Here is an 18,203-nt window from a genome sequence, read left to right as displayed (position 1 = left end):
ACAGCATGAGCCTGATCGACGTCATTGCCGGACCATACGCGTTCAAGGCGCGGTTCGAGGACGACAACGCCCCCGCGACCTGTGCGAAATTCCGCACCTTGTTGCCGTACCACGAACGCATCATCCATGTCCGCTGGAGCGGGGAAGGCTGCTGGATACCGCTTGGGGATCTGGATCTGGAATTGCCGTTCGAGAACCACACCAGCTATCCCGCACCCGGCCAGTTCCTGCTGTATCCGGGCGGCATCAGCGAAACCGAGATCCTGCTGGCCTATGGCGGCGTGCGATTTGCCAGCAAGATGGGTCAGTTGGCGGGCAACCATTTTCTGACCGTGGTGGAGGGCGCTGAAAACCTTCTGGCGCTGGGGAAGCTGGTGCTGTGGTCTGGTGCACAGGACATTGTATTCAAGGTGCCCTAGACCTGGTTATCCTTGATCCGAGCTGCTTCAATAGATCACGCGCCTGCGGATCGCCTAGTTCGATTGCCTTGCGATACCAGTCAGCCGCTTGAACAGGGTCGGTCCCAGCCGCCTGAAACGCCGGGTCATAGGTCTTGGCCACTGCGGTAGCAGCCCGCGCATCGCCCGCTTCCGCCGCGTGCTGGAAGAACAGACGGGCGCCCGCGACATCGCCCAGGTCGAGTGATCGTGCACCGCCCTTCATCAGGGCACGTGTCGTGCCATCCGCCGGTATGGGCGGATCGGTCGGAACGCTGCCGGACAAGCCTCGATACAGAAAGGCCGCCATCCCGATCAGCAGGATGGCGACGGCAATCGCCTGTATCACGACCCCCGTTCGCCGCGGCCGGTGTTTTCGACCATGATCCGTAGAGGGAGCGACAACGGAGGCCACCGTTCGAGCGGTGATCAAGGCGTCACCGCGAGCGAAGCCGGCGGTAAACACGGCTTCCATAAGCCGGTTGATCGAACCGGGAACTCCATTCGACGCCGGGATGATCAGCCGCAGTGCATCGGGCGCGATCAGCCGTCGCGTTGTACCGCCGGCGATCCATAATCCATGTTCGATATACTGGCGAACCTCCGCCGCGCCCAATCGGGGAATTTGAAGCTGCGTCCGAGCAAGCCGCACGACGTGAGGTTGTGAGGCGATAGGGTGAAGCCCCGGGTTGAGCGTCAGCACGATGGCGATACCTGTGGCGCCTTGTTCAAGTATAGCCATGAGTATGGCCTGGCACTCGGCCGTCAGCAGTTCGCCATCATCAAGAACCAGAACGGATCGCGGCGGACCAAGCAAGGCGCGTATTGCCGCCTGGCGATCGGTTTCACCGGCTGAAACGTTTTCCGCGCGACCAAGTATTGCTGCCAACAGGTGCGCCCTGTCGAGCCTGCGGTTCGACGGCCGGTCCGGCTTGATGACACGCAGGCCGGACTCGACGGCGGCACGCGCCGCCGCCGCCAGCATTTCCGATTTGCCAGAGCCTTCGTCGCCGCTAAGCACGGCCATGCCCGAGCCATTGATCATGTGATCCAGCAGCCGCTCGAACACCGGGCGGTGGCTGTGAAACAAAATGTAGCCGCTGCTGTCGCTCGGCCTTTCAAACGGCGGCTTCGACAGGCCATACAGGTCCAGGTAGCTCTCCGCCCTTCGCACCTGATTTGGAATCAAGGGCGTGTCCGGAGAATCCTTCAGTAGGTTTGATACTCGCATATCGCGGTCCGCGAGGGGGTTAGCGGGTTGCAGCACGATCTGACGCGGGAGGTAGAGGTTTAGTCGCGGTATCACCTTGAGTTGATGGTTCCATTTGCACAGTATGCTCAGTCAACAGAACCGAGCCGTAAAGGCAATGCCAGGACCTTCACGAACAAGGTATGTCTAAAAGTGTTTAACATGAAAATCCGGATGAACCAAATGCAATGACCAGAGAAAACTATTTTTCAGTATTATCGAACATAAGCTCGTCAATGAATGAATAAACAACTCCGCTCATATGACGTGTGCGAATACAGTCGAATGGCGGCGGACAGGAATATCACGAATTTGTGTCAGTCATTGTCTGGTTGACGATGACGCCGAAAGCAGCCCGGGCTTTGTCAGCGACGAATGGCCGGTTAATGGAGCGAAAGCTGGTAACCAGCGCGCGACGACGGTGGACAACATACCTGAGGGTGTCCAAGGTTCATTAGCAGACTGCGTTCAGCAGCGATCCTTTGGTGCGGATTGTATCGACGACTTGCACAACGGGCCGGTGTCAGAGTCCTCACCTTTAAGCGGACAGTGTCTATCGGCCGTCGGCTGCCGCCGCACTCGTGGCATGATGGCGGGTTATCAGCTCAGCAAGCGCTTTTTGTTCCGAAACGAACGCCAGCGCCGGCTCAACGCGCGCAATATCCAGTAGCGATCCCGCAGTTCCGGCTTTATCAGCCGACGCACCAGTTCGGGCTGTTCCCAGGGAACATCATGGTAGCCGCTCTGCAGAAATTTGTTGGACGGATCCAGATGCCAGGAATCAGGAAAGAAGACAATGATATCCCGATCCGTTCGAGCCTGTCGCTGGTGCATCGGCCGCTTCGCCAGCCGAGCCACCAGCGCTTCCGTCAGGTCGCGTCCTGGCCCCAGGCGCAACGCGCAGATCGGCGTGTTGCGCGGGTTCATCTCGATCAGATAGGCGGCGCCGGTCGCGGCTTCTATCATGAAGTCGAAGCCGATGAGACCGGAAAGCCCAAGCGCATGCACAAGGCGCCGCGCCGTGTCGACCATTTCGGGATTGTGAATGATGCGCGCGACGGTGGATGGGCCGGTCGCCGAATGGGTGGCGACAGACTCGACGCAGGTCGCGGCCAACAGTTCACCGCCCCAGCAGGCAACGCCGACGTTCGCCGGCCATCCATCGATGTAGCCTTGCACCGACATGGCTGGCCGTTCACGCCGCAGCCATGGCCGCAGGCCAAAGCATTTACCCTCCAACAACATCTCCCGCAACGCCAGGTATCCGCTTGCGGGACGCGTCATCTGGTGGAACACCGCCTTTGCCGAGCGACTGTCGGAGATGATCCGCACGCCAAATCCGGCCCAGCTTCCATCCGCCTTTAAAACAAATGGCACGTCGCCCCGGCTGATCCATTCCTCCAGCGCAGCGACATCAGGCAGCGGCATCGAGGCCGGCACACGCACCCCAAGGCGCGCCGCGAGCGTCAGCAATCTGGGACGCGATACGATGGTAGGATAGCTTGATGGTGGTCCGGCTGAACGTTCGATCAACGTCCTGATATGGTCATGCCGCGTGTGCCGATACACCGCGTGCACATCACGAACGGTGTGTTCATCACAGGCGATCACAGCATCCGGCGTCAGCCGCAGCAGGGTCGCTTCCAGGGTTGCACGTGGTGAAAGTGCACTATGGTTTGTTGTATGGTGAAGAAAATCCAACGCCGTCGCGGCGTGGTTGTTGGGCGCGATCAGGCTGACGGTGGCGCCGGCATCATGCAGTTCCATGGCGACACGCGCGGTTGACGCAAGTCGGCTGGTGGTGGCCAGCAGGATATGCGGCGCACCGCCACGAATGCTGCTTTGTGCAATCGTCATCGACATATCATGAGACGGGCGAACAGCGCCATCCATAGCCAAGGCCGGTTTGAAGCCGGGGCTAAGCCGAAGACGCGCTGTATGCATGTCCTTGCCATCATTTACGAGTGTGTTACTGGACAACAGGCGGTTTGTTCTGCGATCAGGTATGACGTTGCCCATGCGTCAGTAGACCATTGTCGCAACGGCAAGAAAAGCGTTTTACCCTAACGATGAGGTGCTTGTGATGACTCGGTTTAGGTCAGCGATTACAGCAGGGCACCTGGGGGCACGATGATCGACATCGCCATTATTGGGGCGGGACCCTATGGGCTCTCGCTCGCCGCTCATCTCGTTGCCGATGGACTGAACGTGCGGGTCTTCGGTCAGCCAATGCACACGTGGCGCACCGGAATGCCACAAGGCATGGTCCTGAAATCGGAGGGTTTTGCTTCGAATCTTTGGGACCCGACCGGGGCCTTCACCCTGAAGCACTATTGCGAGGATCTGGGTCTTCCATACAAGGATTCCGGCCTGCCGGTTCCGCTGCGGACGTTTTCAGACTATGGTGTCGCATTCCAGAATCGCTTCGTCCCGATGTTGGATCAGCGGTGGGTTACCAAGCTTGAGCGGAACAATAACGGGTTCTCACTTCATCTTGACGAAAACGAAATAGTATCGGCGCAGCGTGTCGTGATCGCGGCCGGCATCAGGCAGTTTTATGATGTACCCGCCGAACTTGACGCGATATCCGGACCGCTGGTCTCGCACAGCGCAAATCATCATCGGCTTTGCCAGTTCTCAGGCAAGCAGGTGCTGGTCATCGGCGGCGGCGCCTCGGGTGTCGGTCTGGCTGCTCTCATGAGCCAGAAAGGCGCGCAGGTCACCGTCGCGGCCCGCAGGCCCCGCATCGCCTATTGCGGACCGCCGACACAACGAACCCTGCTGGAAAAGATCCAGGAGCCTGAAACCGGCCTTGGCACGGGATGGCGATCACTCGCCTGTGTCGTGGCACCCATGGTCTTTCACCACATGCCGCAAGACTTCCGGCATCTCGTGGTTCGCAAGCACCTCGGTCCGTCTCCTGGCTGGACATCGCGGGACGAGGTCGAGCAAAACGTGCGAGTTTTACTCGGTGCCAAGATTGCCCGGTCCGAGCAGCACGATGGCTTGGCATCGGTGACGTTCCGGACTGACGATGGTAATGAAACTGTCGTGCAGGCGGACCATGTCATCGCGGCAACCGGCTACAAGGTGAACATGCGACGGCTCCAGTTCCTCAGTCCAGCGATCTTGCAGAACATGCAGCTGGCGGACCAATCTCCGGTGCTGTCGCGGAATTTTGAAACCTCTGTTCCTGGATTATTTGTCGTCGGGACAGCGGCTGCCAACAGTTTCGGACCGTTGCTGCGGTTCGCCTATGGGGCCGGTTTCACGTCCCGTCGTCTGTCTCGCTTCCTCTGCCGGACGGCGATCCGACGGTCGGTCACGGTGAACTCGGAACTCGTGGCCGCTTAACAGTGACTGAGCGCGACCCGTCGTCGCGCTCAGTCAACCGCTTCAAGCACCTGTGGAATTGCCGGTACCCGCTGCTGACGTCGGCGAGCCAGCCAGCGGTGACCGGAAATGGCGACACGACCAATCAAGGTGCGTGCGCCACTGAAGCTGCCAATCAGCGTTTCGGCATTCGCCAGTCGGAACTTGAAGGCCTCTTCGCCCCGCAGGAAGTCAACATGCCGCAGGCCGCGGTCGAAGGACCACTGCGCATATTCGACAATCAGGATGGTCCCCGGCGACGCGCGCTCATAGGCAGCATCATAGGATGTCAGATAAGCCTCCATCCGATCCGCGTAGACAAAGTTGACCGATGCCGCCGCAATCTTGCCGCCGCAGGTCAACAAAAAGATTTTCGTAAGGCCCGACGCCCAGGCGTTGTCCAGGATGGCACGTTGAACAACGCTATCGGCTCCAAGCAGCGGAGAATTCGGGTCGGCCGTCCGCAGCCACGCTTGTTTCAGTCGCGTGATGGCATCAATTGTCGGTCCGATCGGTTGGCCGGGTTCGATCACCTCGAATGCGACGTCGCCTCCCAGCTCCGTCAGGATTCGCTTGCCGCGCATGTGGTTGTTGCGGCCCTTCTTGTTCAGCGACCGAAAAAACGCGGCGCCGTCCGCCCAGTGGTTTTCAATCCGCATGCAGCGGTCCTGCCGACTGGCGTATTGCAAGGGCTCGCCGTCCCCGGTCATCAAATCCAGCAGCGGGCGGCATTGCGCGTCCGGCCGTACCTGCTGCAAGCTGATCAGGTCAAATCCACCAGCGTGCCATAAGGCATCCCACAGTCTTTTAAGAACAACCGACCGCGGATACGCGGGATCAACCAGGCAGTCGCAGTAGTCGCTGAAAAGTTGCCCGGCCCAATGCAGCATCCGCAGACCCGACCGGCGATGGATGGCACAGGGCATGATCCCGATAAGCGTATCGTCATCCCAGGCCAAGCCAATCAGAAGCCTCATTTCCTTGCGGCCATGCATCCCGGCGATCCAGCCTGACAGCCAGTCGTGCGTCTGAAAGACGTAGGATTGCGCTTGATTCCACAGTCGCTGCCAAGCGTCCCGTACGGCGGCCAAACGCGCCGAGTCCGTCACGATCTCGATTCGAATGGTCACACCACTTCCCCGGCATGGTGAACCCGGCGACGTCTGCCCAGACGGACTGCGATCTTCTTAAGCGGCACCACGTGCAGCTTATAAAGGGACTGATACTCCTCTGCCTCGTTCCCGGTCAGACCGAACACGAAGTCCTCATCCTTTTCGGGGATAACCAAGGTGCCGAACAGGCGGTCCCAGATGCTCAAGGTCAAGCCGAAATTCTTGTCCCAATGGCGCTCCGCGACACTGTGGTGAAGCTGATGGTAGTGCGGTGACAGCAGGACGGCGTTCAAATGCCGACCATAGGACAGCTTCAGATGCGTATGGCGAACAAAATCCATCATCAGAATGATGTTCCGCAACAGATAGACATTCAATCCAAAAACCGTGACTTCCACTGGGTCCAGCGCGAAGAACAGCCAGACGCCGTAGCAGAGGCCTGGCAGCAAGCCATCCCACCAGGTGTTCATAATGTCGTCGATCGGGTGGACCCGGTCCTTGGTCACGCCGACCATGATCTGCGCCGAGTGATGCACCTTGTGCAATTCCCACAGAATGGGGACAGCATGCTGCATCCGGTGATAGAGGTAGTAGGAAAGGTCATAGGCAATCAGCATCGTGACGGTGAACGCGACCAGCATGATCGGGCCGGCCGGCGCCACCGGATGTGCGGGCGCACCCAGCACCGCACGCAGCGCGGCATAGGCAACATGCCCAGCCGCCACGGTCGAGATCGCCAACGGCACCACCAGCAGCGGGACAAAGATGCGGCGTGACAGCCAGAACAGGAAATCCGCCCGCGCCGACGGGTGATGAAAGACTTCACGGGGCAGCATATGCCCGATGAAGTCACGCACCGACCAGTCGCCAGGATTGGCCCGAACATAGGTGACCACCCCAGCCAGTAGAACCGTCGCCCACAGCAACAGAATGGCGATGCCGTTCGCACCGGCGACGTGCTGCCAGCCCAGGACGGCAAAGCGATGGAACTGTGACGCGAGCATTATGTCATTCCACCATCGCTGGCTGCGCCACAGTGCCGCTCACGTGCTGCCCGTCGCGTCGCAGGTGGTCGGCCAAGCGCAGCGCCATCGCAACAATTGTCAAGGTAGGATTGGCCTGGCTTGAGGTTGCAAAGACGGCGCTACCCGCTACGTACAGATTGTTAACACCAAAAACCTTGCAATTCGAATCAACAACCCCTGAAGCCATGCTGCTGCCCATGCGGGTCGTGCCGATGTGATGGCCACCATAGGCGCCGTCCCGCCGCACCACAGTCGCTATATCGGGTTCGCCGGCCGCCAGTTCCAGTGTGCCGATGCCCTGTTCGGCCACGTCATCACGCAGCAGATTGAACGCCTGCGACACGGTCGCGACATCCTGGCCGCTATAGCGCCAGTCGATGCGCACCTGCCGGTTGCCGAACCGATCCGTCGCCGTCGCAAGATCCACCCGACTGTTTGCGTTGGGCACCTGTTCTGCATTGAAGTCGAGACTGAACAAGTTCGTCCTGGGACGGATGATAACGGATGGAAACTTTCGCTCCGCCAGTGTCCGGTAGCGCAGCCAGTGGGCCAGGAACCCAGCGGTGGAGAACGGATCAGTCGCCGCGTTCAGCAGGTGCCGCATCCAGGGCAGGCGTGCCGATGGCGTGCCGCTTACCAGGCGCTTGGCGTATTCGTAGCTGATGAACTTCTGCGCGAGATAGATCGACGACAGTGGCCCGGTTCGGTGCGATGGGTCGGTGATCCGCGGATGGTGCAGCCGGAACACAATGTTGCCCAGGCCACGGCGAGCCTGGATGTCAGGCAGCAGAGCGATCCGCCGCCGGCAATAGGTGCCGTCGTCGGCGACATCGTAGCCATGCCAGACCGAGTCGCGTGGACCGTTGACCCGCAGGCTGCCGACCGTGCCGGCGATGTGGCACATGTAGTACCGACCAACCAAGTCGTTCACATTGCCGATTCCCGCGGCATGGACGTCATTGGATGTCAGCAGCAATCGCGGGATCTCGATGCCGCCCATCGCCAGAACGAACCTGTCGGCCGATACACTAAAGCCGATGTCGTGGCTGTTGCGGACGCTCAGCCCCTCGATGCGGGCACCATCACGGGAGCAATCTAGCCGAGTGACGGTCGCGTTCAGCAACACCCGGATGTTGGATGCCGTCCGCAGCGCAGGGCCGTAGCGAAGACCGAAGTTGGTCGGGCAACTGAACCGCTCAATGCCGTTCATATCGAAATGTTCGGCCGTAAAGCCCCGCAGCAGCGGACGCATGCCGCCATTCGTGGCCAGACGGGCATCGTACTCGTAGGCTCCGGCTTCGCAGACAGCGTTGGCAACCGGATAGTACTGTTCGACGTCTGCATGGGAAAGCGGCCAGGAGGCGCCGTCGATCCAGGATCGTGTCTCGAAGTCAATTGGATCGAACGGCACACAACGGCCGCCCCAGATTGCGGTCGAACCGCCCAGGCACCGCTGGCGGTACTTGTCAGGCGGACTGTGCAACGCCTCGTCCACCACCTCGCCGGCATTGAGAGCTTGCGCCGTCTCGTCGGGCGCAACGCCACCGGATTCAATCAGCAATATGCTTTGTCCGCTCCGGGCAAGTTCGCGGGCCAGCGTAATGCCGGCCGGACCGGCGCCAACGATGCAGATATGCGCGCGAAGAACGGCGTCTCGAACGATATCGTTAGCGTCCTCGATCATTGACCGCCTCCTGGGCAGAGGGCCATAGCGAACGGCCAAAAAAAGCATTCCGTGGCGTCAGCGTCGCACGCCGTGCACCGATCGACCGCATCCATCAGTCGGAGCGCCTTCCATTGCGGCGGGGCAGGCCATGATGCGGTCCATCCCGCCGCCGGCCTGCCCATAAGAACAAGTAACGCATATTGCCGGACGCTCATGGTCTTGCGGGTTCCATGCGGGCAACGGGGCGCCCTGTTGCCCGCTCGTTCATCCACCGGTTGACCGCCACGGCGATCATCCGTTCGGCCGAGGTCCGCGGCAACGAAAGCATTGACGCCGCGGCAGAGCAGTCGATGTGGATGTCCTGTCCCATCAGCGCCAGGAGCGACGGGGTAATCGCTTCGCCGACGCCCATGCCAGGAAAACCCCGTTTTGCGATCCGTCTGGCCGGGGCCAGCAGCTTCGTTTCAAGCTTCAGCCTCCGTTGCGAAATTCGCCTGACCGGCGTTGCGCCCAGTGCCTTGCCGAAGCGCAGCAGGAACTCGTTCCAGGTCAGTGCCGACGAACTGGAGATGTTGAACGCCCGGCCGGACACGCCGCGCGCGCTCAACGCGCAGATGATCCCGGCCACCAAGTCGTCGATGAAGGCCAGGTTGCAGCACCCGTCGCCGGCTGTTCCGAGATCGCCCAGACGACGGGCCAGGAGCAGATGAGCCACTCGAGTTGTCCACTGTGGACTTCCAGGACCGAACACGCAGGTTGGCCGCAGGATCACGGCATCACCACCATCATGAACGTACTTGCGCACGATCTGCTCGCACGTCATCTTCGCCACACCATAGTCGCTGACCGGCGAGACCGGCGCCCGATCTTCAGCCACTGTTCCAGTCGCAGCGCCGTAAATCGCCATGCTGCTGAGGTGGACGATGCGGACCGGCGGATTGGCCCGCGCCGCATCGCAAAGGACCTGCGTCGACGTGGTCATCGTTCGGCCGTTGCCGGCAATGCAGTTGACCACGTAATCCACATCCCGCAGCGCCGCCCGAACCGCCGCGGCGTTCGTCGCATCCACGGACAAACCAGCCCGTCGTGAGGCGGCGATCGGGCGATAGGCCAGGCTTTCGGATAACGCCGCCACCAGCCGCGAACCGACGAAGCCGGAGGCCCCCAGGACAAGCACGGACTTTCGTTGCCGTTCAAACGAATCAGGCATCTATCATTCCGCTGCTTCTGGGGGGTGAACCGCGCGAGGTTGGTCTTTAGGCCGGTATGATCAAGACCGACCCGCCGCCGCGCAACGCGCCCATCTCCGGCACGGACGCGAGCACCGTCAGTCCCGTATCCACTTCCAAGGCTTCCGGCCGCAGATAGCTCGAGCGGAAGAAGTGCGACATCAGGACCGAGCCGATTGAAAGCAGCATGCTGAACACGATACCGGCCAGCAGGATGAGCCGGCGCGTGCTCAGCGGCAATGCGGGAATCCGTGGCGGCTGAATGATCCGCACCGAGGATTGGCGATTGGCATCCACAGTCTCCACCACCTGCCGTTCGTCCAGGATCTTCGAGATTGCCTTATAGTTGTCTTCCAGGATCGCACGGTTCAATTCCAGCCGGTGCAGCTCCATCTCCTCGCCATCCACCGAGTCAATCTGCGTCTTTAACGTCGTGAGTTGCGCCGAGATCGCTTCGTGCCCGGCGAGGCTGGAACGCAGGTCGGCTTCGGTTTTGTTGCGGTCGGCCTGCACGCCATAGGCCTGGGTTGACTGCATCCGCGCGATATCCGTCTCTCGCTCCAGTGCCTGCCGGCGCGCGTCATCGACCGCGGGTGAGCCGCGATACGTGGTCTGCGCCTCCTGCTGCCGCTGCCGGTAGGCCTCCACCATGCCTTGCAACGCGGACGCGGCATTCCGTTTGGCTCCAGCGACAGTGCCAAGCTGCTGGTTGAGTTGCGCCAGGCGAGCCTGCTGTTCGGCAATGGTGCTCTCCGCCCTGGCACGTGCCGTCTCCAAATCACCCTGCTGCCGGAGCAGGATCGCACGCCGGTCGGCGAAATTGCTGATGTCGTGCTGATGCTTGAAGGCTTCCAGCGTCGTGTTCGCCGCGGCAAGCTGCGCGCCGGCGGCGTTCTGCTGCATTTGCACGATTGGTGCCTGCACATCCCCGTACAACTTAGCCCGCAAGTCGAAATACCGGGATTCCAGCACCCGCAGCGCGTCAGCCGCCATGACCTTGTCGGGATTGGTATAATCCAGTCCGATGACGCTGGACTTTTTGTCCACGGTGATTGACAGGTTGTGCGAGAACGCATCCACCGCCCGTACCATCGGATCGGCAGAGCCGCGATCGGTCGTAGGCGAGGTCATGCCCAATCCATCCGTGATGAAGGTCTTGACATCGGCCGTCCACTTCTCGAACGGCGAAGGTTGTTCAAGCAGCTTTGGAAACAGCTTTTCAATCCCGATTTCCCGGATCACGCTACGGTGCAGGTCGTCGCTGCCCAGTATGCTGGCCTCGGTGCGCAACACCTGTTCAGCGTCCACCGCACCAGTGTTCATGAACTGCTCCCCGGCGGCGGGACGGAACGCGTGCTCGGTACCCATCAGCACCAGCAGGCTGGACTTCGCCTTGTAGTCGGGCTGGATATGCACCGCGAGGGCGACGCTGGCAGCCATGACACAGAAGAAGATCAGGATGATCCTGGCCTTCAGGCTGACAGCAGTCAGCATAAGGTCGCGCATGACCAGCCGCGGCGGCAGCATAAGTGTTTCGCTCATGGCTTGGTTCCTGCCAGGTTGATGTGACCCGGCTGCGTCCCTCGCAGTCGGGAAGAAGTAGAAGCGCGCGACGAAACCGGCGCGGTCGTCGGCAATTCGCCGTATTTAGTCATGGCCAGCAGGCAGGCTGCCATCATGAACAAGTCAATGCTCACCGCCATGGATGAAAAGGCGCACGGCACGAGCACAGCGGACAGCGCTACCATGATCGCCATCCACATCCACCGGTTGTTACCGGCTGTCTGCTGGCGATCCGTCAGCCGAACCGGGGCCATGGTTGGAACTCGTTTCATCCGCAAAACTCGCTTTGGATGTTTGTTATGCCAAAGCCGATCGATGTCGTCCCATACCGGCCGCTCCGGCAGGCTGGCTCATGCATGACCCGCCAAAGCCGCTTGATACGCGTGGATCGCCAGCGCGACGGTGCAGGCTGAACCAGACCAAGTTCGAGCTTCACCGCTTGCCCGACGCAGAACGCCCAGCACGGCGGCAGCAGCGCCCGATGGGTGTCGACGAAGATCTCGCTCCACGGCGTGCACACGGCCAAGATCAGAACGGAGGTACTGTACGCCGCAATCATGCACGCCAACCGTTCAGAATACGCCGCATCCTTTTCAAACCCAAAGGGCGCTACCGTGATGGCACACCTGTCGGCAACACCATGCCGATCGGCCCAGGCGCGCAAGGCACGCTCGGTTACCGCGCCGTCCACCACGAAGAACAGCCGCTGCCATGCCGGGTCGGGCGCAATGCGCATCAGTTCGGAGGCAATCTCGGCGCCCGTCGCACGGCCCAGCCGAAGCCCACAGAACCGCGCGTACAAGTGCACCGGCCAGCCGCCACAAACGATGCGTTCGGCATTTGAATAAGCGCATGCCAAGGCTGAAGAGCGTTGGCTCATCGCAATGTGATTCAGGCTCGGCGTGACCACCAGACCGACCCCGTCAGCGGCCGAGCGCGGGGCGCGAACCGCGGCGGCGACAATGTCCGCCGCGAAGCCGCCGCTAAGGCGCGGTTGAGAAGACCGCTTCTTGACTGCGGTATCCACGGTCATGCTGTCCACGCCCGATGCGGCGCCAGAACTTTGAAGAGGCCGATGTAGCGCGAAGCACAGGCGGCATAGCTGAAGTCTGCGGCGCGTTCCCGCAAAGTGGCAGCGGGAAACCGTTCCCGCAGCGTGGCCACCTGATCCATGCCGTCTGCCAACGCCGTCGCGCTGTTTGGCGCCACCAGGACACCGTAGCGGCCTTTCTCCAGGATTTCAGCCGGCCCGTGCACGCAGCGCGCCGAAATCACCGGCGTTCCACAGCCCATCGCTTCCACCAGCACATTGCCAAAGCCTTCGCAGCGAGAACTGAGCACGAAGGCGTCGGCCTGCCGTAAGTATGGCAAGGCGTTCGGTTGAAAGCCCAGGAAGTCCACGGCGTCCGTCAGTCCAAGTTCCCGCACCAATGCATCCAGCGCCCCGCGCAGCGGACCAGTGCCGAGAATGATCAGGCGGCTGTTGGCGCGCCGGCGATGGATCGCCAAGGCACGCAGCAGGGTTTCGTGATCCTTCTGCACCACCAGCCTGCCGGCTGTGACAAATACCGGCTGACCGGCTTGGCCAAACCAAGGGTGCGCCGCATCGTCCTGGCAGCGCGTCTCGAAGTCCGGGCCGACCACGGGATTGTTGATCGTCAAGATGCGCGAGGCAGGCAACCCAGCGATTTCGCTCAGCTCTTCCGCCACGCCGCTCGACACCGCCACCGCTCGGCTCACGAGAGGTGACAGCAGCCGGTACGACGTGCCGACATAACGATACAGCCAGTTCTCGCATGCCGCGAAGCTGGAAGAGATCGGGTTATGCTGGCAGATGATCACCTTGGTCGAGCTGAACGCCATGGCCTTTGCCAGCAGCGCCGCAATGTTGTTCAGGTCGAGATTCGCGAGCAGGAAATCCGGCTTTTCCGTCCGCAGGAACCGCACCAGGCGAGGTATGTCCCATAACGTGCGTGTACTCTTCAAGTCGACAACGGGCAGGCCAGCCGGCACCTGGCTCAGCAGTTGACCCCGCAGGCGATGCAGCACCAGGGTAACATTGACACCTCGGCGGCGGAGTTCATCGGCGATGATCAGATTTTGCCGCTCAACCCCACCACCGGACAGGTCGTGCATATAGATGGCAATCGACATCGGGCGTGGCACCCCGGCGGCAAAGCGCGGCGGCGACCTGAACGAAAGAACGCGCTTAGTGTCGGATACGGCAACTGATCCAGACATCTTCAGACCACCCCGGCTCTGGAGAAAGTACGCGAGGCCTTGCCAAGCAATTTTAGTCCGATTGCCTGAACGTCGAGAACAAAGCGCTTGCCATCCACCCAGAAGCGCTCACCGTCGTGAACCAAGGTGTGCAGGCCGTGCGGAAACGGCCCTGTTCGGTCCGGCCGCAGCACGGTCACCACCGTCTCGCTGAATTCGGCTTCAGTGAGAACCTTGACCTCGTGGATCGCGACGGCGGCGCCGTACGTGGCGGCGCAGTCCTGCCCGGGACGGAACAGTCTGCCGCCGAGGCTGAAGAACGAGCCGGCGCAGCGGGCACCGCGCACGTCGATCCGGACCGGCCATCGGGCGTGCGGTATCCACGGACCGGTTATCCGCGCAGCATGCAGCAGGCACAGATTGTCGTGCTCGCCCAGGTCAAGGTCGGTGCAGGCGATCCAGTATAGATCGTTCCATCGGAACAATGTGGGATCCGCCAGCCGGCTGTGCGGGGCAATGTCGCAGACCGGAACCAGGACACCATTCTGGTCAAGTTGATGAATTCGGGTGGCGCCACGCTCCGTCGCCTCCGGCAGGAAGTAGACGCTGTTATCCGCGCTGAAGGTGCAGGGATAGGAATGATGAAAGCCATCCTCGAAGATGGCGGCGGGAGCACCCAACCGACCCGCTTTATCGGCCACCGCGACAATGCGGCCGACGCCGTTGCCAAGCGGCATTTCCTCGCACAAGATCCGACCGGTGCCGAACCAGGGAAACGGGTCAGCCAAATAACGCCGGCCAGCCTCAGGGTTGTACCAATGGATCGCGTTTAGCCCGTCACCGGCCAGAATGGCATTCAACGAAGTCGACGTCGTGCCCAGGCTCCACCACTCGCACATCAGGCGGTCGCGCCAACGGACGCCGAAGCGATCCATCCAGCCCGGCAGGCCGTGCACCCGGCCGGCGGGTGGCGAAGCGGCCGGACCCCGACCGCCCCCAAGGATGGCGTCGCGGACAAAGCGCATGGCCAGGCGTTCCAGCGCGGTGGTGAACGCGTCACGCGGCACGCGGGTGCCGATCGTGCCTTCATCCAGTATGTCCGGCACCATCGAGCCGGGCGCATATCGCACCAGACGCAGCGTGAACGCATAGGGTGATCGATGCCAGTGGCGGGCCACGACCCCCACGCTGTTCACGGCTTCGCCCGACGCGGTCTCCAGACGCCAAAGCGTAGCGTCACAGGGTGGTGCACAGGCCGGCTCGAACCGCACTGTGGCCGCATCGGCCAGGGTGGTATCGTTCAGGGCGGCGCTGACGATCTTTGAGCGGTCGATGCCGCCCAGGATCACCACCATTGGAGACCTGCGCGGCAGCGGCCACAGGTTTGCCTCTGCCCATAAAGCCGGCGTGCGGGAGACGAAGTCCATTTTAGCGCCGGCCCAGCCAGCGGGGCAGCAGGCTCCGCTCCCGGTTCAAGACGACACCGACCGTCTGGCCACCCAGGCGCTCCAGCAAGGTCTTGGCCGTCTCGATCTCCGACTGGCGGGTGCGGCCAGCCGCAACCACCAGAACCGACCCGTCGCAATAGCGGGAAGCGGCGGCGGATTCCGGTGCGTCGGTGGGCGGTGTATCCAGCACGATCACCGGATGGGTGGCGCGCAGCATGTCCAGCATGGACCGAAGCCGGTCGCCGCCCAGCGCCAGCAGCGGCCGTTCACCGGGACCAAGACGCGTGCAGACCAGGTTCCTGGCGTCCCGGACGGGCACGATCGCGTCGGACAGCGGCAGGCCGCGGCGCAGGGCGTCGAACAGCGTCGGTGTCTGCGGCTGCTTGTCGCGGCCGCGCGATTTCACCGCTGATCCGTTACAATCGACGAACAAAACCGATTGGGCGCAGTCGTCAGCGGCAACGCGGGCATAGCCCGAGGCGACCGTCGTTGAGCCTGTTCCCGGTGTCGGCGAGACAAACTGCACGACCAATGGCATCGCACTAGTACGCCGTGCCTCGATCGCATAGTAGAGTTGCACGAAGGAGGGATGATGGCGAGCAATGGCACCGATGCCGATCCGGATCGGCGCCACGGCGTTCTCCTCCGGTAAGCCGCCGGCGCTTAAATTCGCGTTGGTCGGTGGCTGGCGAAGGATAGTCAGCTCGGGTGTCGATAGCCTGTTCACGTGGGGGCTCTCCAATCCTGGTCCGGGCCTGGTCGAAACAGCCGGTCGGCCGTCACACCGAGACGATATGCATGATCGCAATCAACACGAAATCAAAACGCATTGTCATCGGCAAAAATCAGCTTAATTGTCAGCCACAATATCTTGAGGTCAAGGGCGAGCGACCAGTTTTCGATATAATACAGGTCATGGTTCACGCGGTGTACGATCTTTTCCACGCTGTCCAGCGCGCCGCGATACCCGTTCACTTGCGCCCAGCCGGTTATTCCGGGCTTGACGCGGTGTCGTGAAGGATAAATCGGCACCGCGTCCTGAAGCGCAAGGCCGCCCGCCGTCGTGGCAAGGGCATGAGGACGTGGGCCAACCAGGGACATGTCCCCCTTCAGAACGTTCAACAACTGTGGAAGCTCATCCAGGCTGGCCTTGCGCAGCCACGCACCAACCCGCGTCACCCGCTTATCGCCACGCGATGCCTGCTGGTGGGCGTCCGCATCGGCCAGGTGCGCGAACATCGAACGAAATTTCAACACTTCGATGACACGGTTGTTGTAACCCAGTCGGCGCTGCCGAAAGAAGATCGGCCCCTTTGACGTAAGCTTGATCAGCGCGGCAATGGCCAACATCACAGGCGCGATGAATACCAGCAGCCCGATGGCCAAAACGATATCCTCGGCGCGCTTGATGACGGCGCCCCAGCCGTCGATCGGCCGAGCGCAGGCCATCAGCAAGGGAAGTTCGAAAACGGAGGCCGCGCGTCGCGGCGGAATGTCGAAGGCGTTCATGCCAGGGTAGACGTAGACATTGACCGGCGCCATGGAGACGCGCTGGACGATGGCTCGGGCTTGCTCACCGGCTGACCACGGAAGTGCGACCAGCACGGTATCAACCGCGTCCTTGCGGATCATCCGCTCCAGCGCATCAAGGCCGCTGAACAGCGGAAGTCCAAGAAAGCTGCGGCGCGCCGACAATGGCGCAACGGTCGCGACCGCGGTATCCTGCGGTTCTTTCTCATGCTCAAAGATGCCAACAACGTCAAAGCCCCGACGTCTGCCGCTGCGGATCCGCAGCAGCAGGTCGTGCATCGAGCCAGGCTCGCCGATAATCACCGTCCGATTGAGCGATGCGGGTCCGCCGTCGACGCGGAGGCACGCCAGACGCGCCAACGAGATCGCGACAAAACCGGCCAGCAGCAATGTCGGCAGCCAAGGGCCGGGCAGCGTCCTGGCCATGCCATGCGGCGCAGCGGTCACGCCGTCGGCAACCGCCGCGAAACAGAAGGTGAGCAGTGCCCCCACCGCGACCGCTTGCAACCACGAAAGCGCCATCTTTCGCCAGTTCAGCCGAGGGCTCATGATTTCGGGAGCGGCATACAAGCCGCGCTCGAAGAAGCTGAAGCTCATGCAGAGCGTGAGCCACGCGATCGTGACAATGACCGACGACGACGCTGCCTCGGCGACAGGATGAAACAGGCAGAAAGTCCCCAGCGCGGCGCCGGCGGCAACCGTTACATCCAACGCAATGATGCCGAGCGTACGGAGTGCCAGGCGCGGCCGTGGCTTGAAATCACTCTTGTCAAACTCGAGGAACTCCGACAGCGTGGAGGCTGGTGAGATGATGTCGATGGCTATATCTGTTTCAGCCATGCCTGGCATCGATCTATTCCTGTGCTGTTGGAAGGCGGCAAATATTACCTGAGCGCTACGGAAGGTCCGGCCGCTCACGCCATGGGTTGTCCGCTGCGTTGTGCAATATAGCCGCCTAAGCTTTAGCGGAATGGCTTCCGCTGGGTGCGGAGACAAAGCCCGTCCGACACACTGAATCTAGCCCGCGCCAAAGAGCGTACGAAACCAAAATCTCCGTGTACGGCCGATAGTTGAAACGTTGCGAAACGCAATGCAACCATTGCCTCACGCCTGATGGCGGTTCTTCACAATATGGCATGTTGATGAAGAAAACCTCATTTGATGCCTGACACGTTCTCGAAGCGAATGTTAATCATCGTCCATATCAACCATTTTCGCCTTATACCAGATATCGTGCTGACACTAGAATGATCGGTCGGATGTAAAACAATATTGTAAAACTTGCAATTAGTCCGTGATCCGTTCACCAGCGCAGGCTCATCACGGAGTTTTTTGTGCGTTGCACCATATGG

Annotated in this window: 15 protein-coding genes; 2 read left to right on the top strand and 13 right to left on the bottom strand. The window is 61.3% G+C overall.

Features of this window, described 5'->3' with window-relative positions; genetic code table 11:
* The first annotated feature begins 5 nt into the window (after window positions 1-5).
* Window positions 6-419 carry a DUF3830 family protein gene (locus tag ACQY4S_RS09470; RefSeq protein ID WP_428484952.1) on the top strand — a complete coding sequence of 138 codons (414 nt, stop codon included), beginning with the start codon at window positions 6-8 and terminating at the stop codon, window positions 417-419.
* Here ACQY4S_RS09470 and ACQY4S_RS09465 read toward each other — a convergent pair.
* Together ACQY4S_RS09465 and ACQY4S_RS09460 are read right to left on the bottom strand one after the other, a co-directional pair.
* Window positions 406-1,668 (bottom strand): AAA family ATPase, encoded by a 1,263-nt coding sequence (locus tag ACQY4S_RS09465; RefSeq protein ID WP_428484951.1) that lies wholly within the window; start codon window positions 1,666-1,668, stop codon window positions 406-408. The two genes, ACQY4S_RS09470 and ACQY4S_RS09465, sit on opposite strands and share 14 nt — an antisense overlap.
* 618 nt (window positions 1,669-2,286) lie before the next feature.
* Window positions 2,287-3,543 carry an ATP-grasp domain-containing protein gene (locus ACQY4S_RS09460; RefSeq protein WP_428484950.1) on the bottom strand — a complete coding sequence of 419 codons (1,257 nt, stop codon included), beginning with the start codon at window positions 3,541-3,543 and terminating at the stop codon, window positions 2,287-2,289.
* Window positions 3,544-3,816: 273 nt separating this feature from the next.
* Between ACQY4S_RS09460 and ACQY4S_RS09455 the strand changes: the two genes are divergently transcribed.
* Window positions 3,817-5,040, top strand: a complete 1,224-nt coding sequence (locus ACQY4S_RS09455) for an FAD-dependent oxidoreductase (RefSeq protein WP_428484949.1) — start codon at window positions 3,817-3,819, stop codon at window positions 5,038-5,040.
* 29 nt (window positions 5,041-5,069) lie between these two features.
* Here the strand turns inward: ACQY4S_RS09455 and ACQY4S_RS09450 are convergent, their stop codons facing one another.
* The 11 genes from ACQY4S_RS09450 to ACQY4S_RS09400 form a co-directional block, all read right to left on the bottom strand.
* A complete protein-coding gene (locus ACQY4S_RS09450) occupies window positions 5,070-6,188 on the bottom strand; it encodes a GNAT family N-acetyltransferase (protein WP_428484948.1) in 1,119 nt (372 codons plus the stop codon).
* Entirely contained in the window at window positions 6,185-7,174 is a 990-nt protein-coding gene (locus tag ACQY4S_RS09445; protein ID WP_428484947.1) for a sterol desaturase family protein, read from the bottom strand. The genes ACQY4S_RS09450 and ACQY4S_RS09445 overlap by 4 nt, the downstream gene beginning before the upstream one ends.
* A gap of 4 nt (window positions 7,175-7,178) precedes the next feature.
* The gene (locus ACQY4S_RS09440) at window positions 7,179-8,879 is read right to left on the bottom strand and encodes an FAD-dependent oxidoreductase (RefSeq protein ID WP_428484946.1); all 1,701 of its coding nucleotides are present in this window, start codon (window positions 8,877-8,879) and stop codon (window positions 7,179-7,181) included.
* Window positions 8,880-9,072: 193 nt separating this feature from the next.
* Window positions 9,073-10,071, bottom strand: coding sequence for an NAD-dependent epimerase/dehydratase family protein (locus ACQY4S_RS09435; protein ID WP_428484945.1), 999 nt, complete (start codon window positions 10,069-10,071; stop codon window positions 9,073-9,075).
* A gap of 46 nt (window positions 10,072-10,117) precedes the next feature.
* Window positions 10,118-11,632 carry a hypothetical protein gene (locus ACQY4S_RS09430; RefSeq protein ID WP_428484944.1) on the bottom strand — a complete coding sequence of 505 codons (1,515 nt, stop codon included), beginning with the start codon at window positions 11,630-11,632 and terminating at the stop codon, window positions 10,118-10,120.
* A complete protein-coding gene (locus ACQY4S_RS09425; RefSeq protein WP_428484943.1) occupies window positions 11,629-11,907 on the bottom strand; it encodes a hypothetical protein in 279 nt (92 codons plus the stop codon). The genes ACQY4S_RS09430 and ACQY4S_RS09425 overlap by 4 nt, the downstream gene beginning before the upstream one ends.
* 14 nt (window positions 11,908-11,921) lie before the next feature.
* A complete protein-coding gene (locus ACQY4S_RS09420) occupies window positions 11,922-12,686 on the bottom strand; it encodes a WecB/TagA/CpsF family glycosyltransferase (RefSeq protein ID WP_428484942.1) in 765 nt (254 codons plus the stop codon).
* Complete coding sequence (locus ACQY4S_RS09415; RefSeq protein WP_428484941.1) at window positions 12,683-13,807, bottom strand: glycosyltransferase; 1,125 nt, start codon at window positions 13,805-13,807, stop codon at window positions 12,683-12,685. Before ACQY4S_RS09415 ends, ACQY4S_RS09420 begins: the two co-directional genes overlap by 4 nt.
* An 89-nt stretch (window positions 13,808-13,896) precedes the next feature.
* Window positions 13,897-15,300 (bottom strand): glucosamine inositolphosphorylceramide transferase family protein, encoded by a 1,404-nt coding sequence (locus ACQY4S_RS09410; RefSeq protein ID WP_428484940.1) that lies wholly within the window; start codon window positions 15,298-15,300, stop codon window positions 13,897-13,899.
* Window position 15,301: 1 nt separating this feature from the next.
* Entirely contained in the window at window positions 15,302-15,955 is a 654-nt protein-coding gene (locus ACQY4S_RS09405) for a hypothetical protein (RefSeq protein WP_428484939.1), read from the bottom strand.
* A 185-nt stretch (window positions 15,956-16,140) separates the two neighbouring features.
* Entirely contained in the window at window positions 16,141-17,691 is a 1,551-nt protein-coding gene (locus ACQY4S_RS09400; RefSeq protein WP_428484938.1) for an exopolysaccharide biosynthesis polyprenyl glycosylphosphotransferase, read from the bottom strand.
* Between the last annotated feature and the right edge of the window lie 512 nt (window positions 17,692-18,203).

Source organism: Rhodopila sp. (genome assembly GCF_965276935.1).
Lineage (GTDB): Bacteria > Pseudomonadota > Alphaproteobacteria > Acetobacterales > Acetobacteraceae > Rhodopila.
The sequence above is the reverse complement of the archived record's forward strand: the minus strand, read 5'-3'. Positions and strand labels throughout refer to the sequence as shown.

Excerpts from the sequence above, each read along its gene's own strand:
- ACQY4S_RS09425 (WP_428484943.1), bottom strand. The coding sequence starts at position 11,907 with ATGGCCCCGGTTCGGCTGACGGATCGCCAGCAGACAGCCGGTAACAAC.
- ACQY4S_RS09400 (WP_428484938.1), bottom strand. The coding sequence starts at position 17,691 with ATGGCTGAAACAGATATAGCCATCGACATCATCTCACCAGCCTCCACG.
- ACQY4S_RS09420 (WP_428484942.1), bottom strand. The coding sequence starts at position 12,686 with ATGACCGTGGATACCGCAGTCAAGAAGCGGTCTTCTCAACCGCGCCTT.
- ACQY4S_RS09455 (WP_428484949.1), top strand. The coding sequence starts at position 3,817 with ATGATCGACATCGCCATTATTGGGGCGGGACCCTATGGGCTCTCGCTC.
- ACQY4S_RS09440 (WP_428484946.1), bottom strand. The coding sequence starts at position 8,879 with ATGATCGAGGACGCTAACGATATCGTTCGAGACGCCGTTCTTCGCGCG.
- ACQY4S_RS09465 (WP_428484951.1), bottom strand. The coding sequence starts at position 1,668 with ATGCGAGTATCAAACCTACTGAAGGATTCTCCGGACACGCCCTTGATT.
- ACQY4S_RS09410 (WP_428484940.1), bottom strand. The coding sequence starts at position 15,300 with ATGGACTTCGTCTCCCGCACGCCGGCTTTATGGGCAGAGGCAAACCTG.
- ACQY4S_RS09470 (WP_428484952.1), top strand. The coding sequence starts at position 6 with ATGAGCCTGATCGACGTCATTGCCGGACCATACGCGTTCAAGGCGCGG.
- ACQY4S_RS09460 (WP_428484950.1), bottom strand. The coding sequence starts at position 3,543 with ATGACGATTGCACAAAGCAGCATTCGTGGCGGTGCGCCGCATATCCTG.
- ACQY4S_RS09430 (WP_428484944.1), bottom strand. The coding sequence starts at position 11,632 with ATGAGCGAAACACTTATGCTGCCGCCGCGGCTGGTCATGCGCGACCTT.
- ACQY4S_RS09435 (WP_428484945.1), bottom strand. The coding sequence starts at position 10,071 with ATGCCTGATTCGTTTGAACGGCAACGAAAGTCCGTGCTTGTCCTGGGG.
- ACQY4S_RS09415 (WP_428484941.1), bottom strand. The coding sequence starts at position 13,807 with ATGTCGATTGCCATCTATATGCACGACCTGTCCGGTGGTGGGGTTGAG.
- ACQY4S_RS09445 (WP_428484947.1), bottom strand. The coding sequence starts at position 7,174 with ATGCTCGCGTCACAGTTCCATCGCTTTGCCGTCCTGGGCTGGCAGCAC.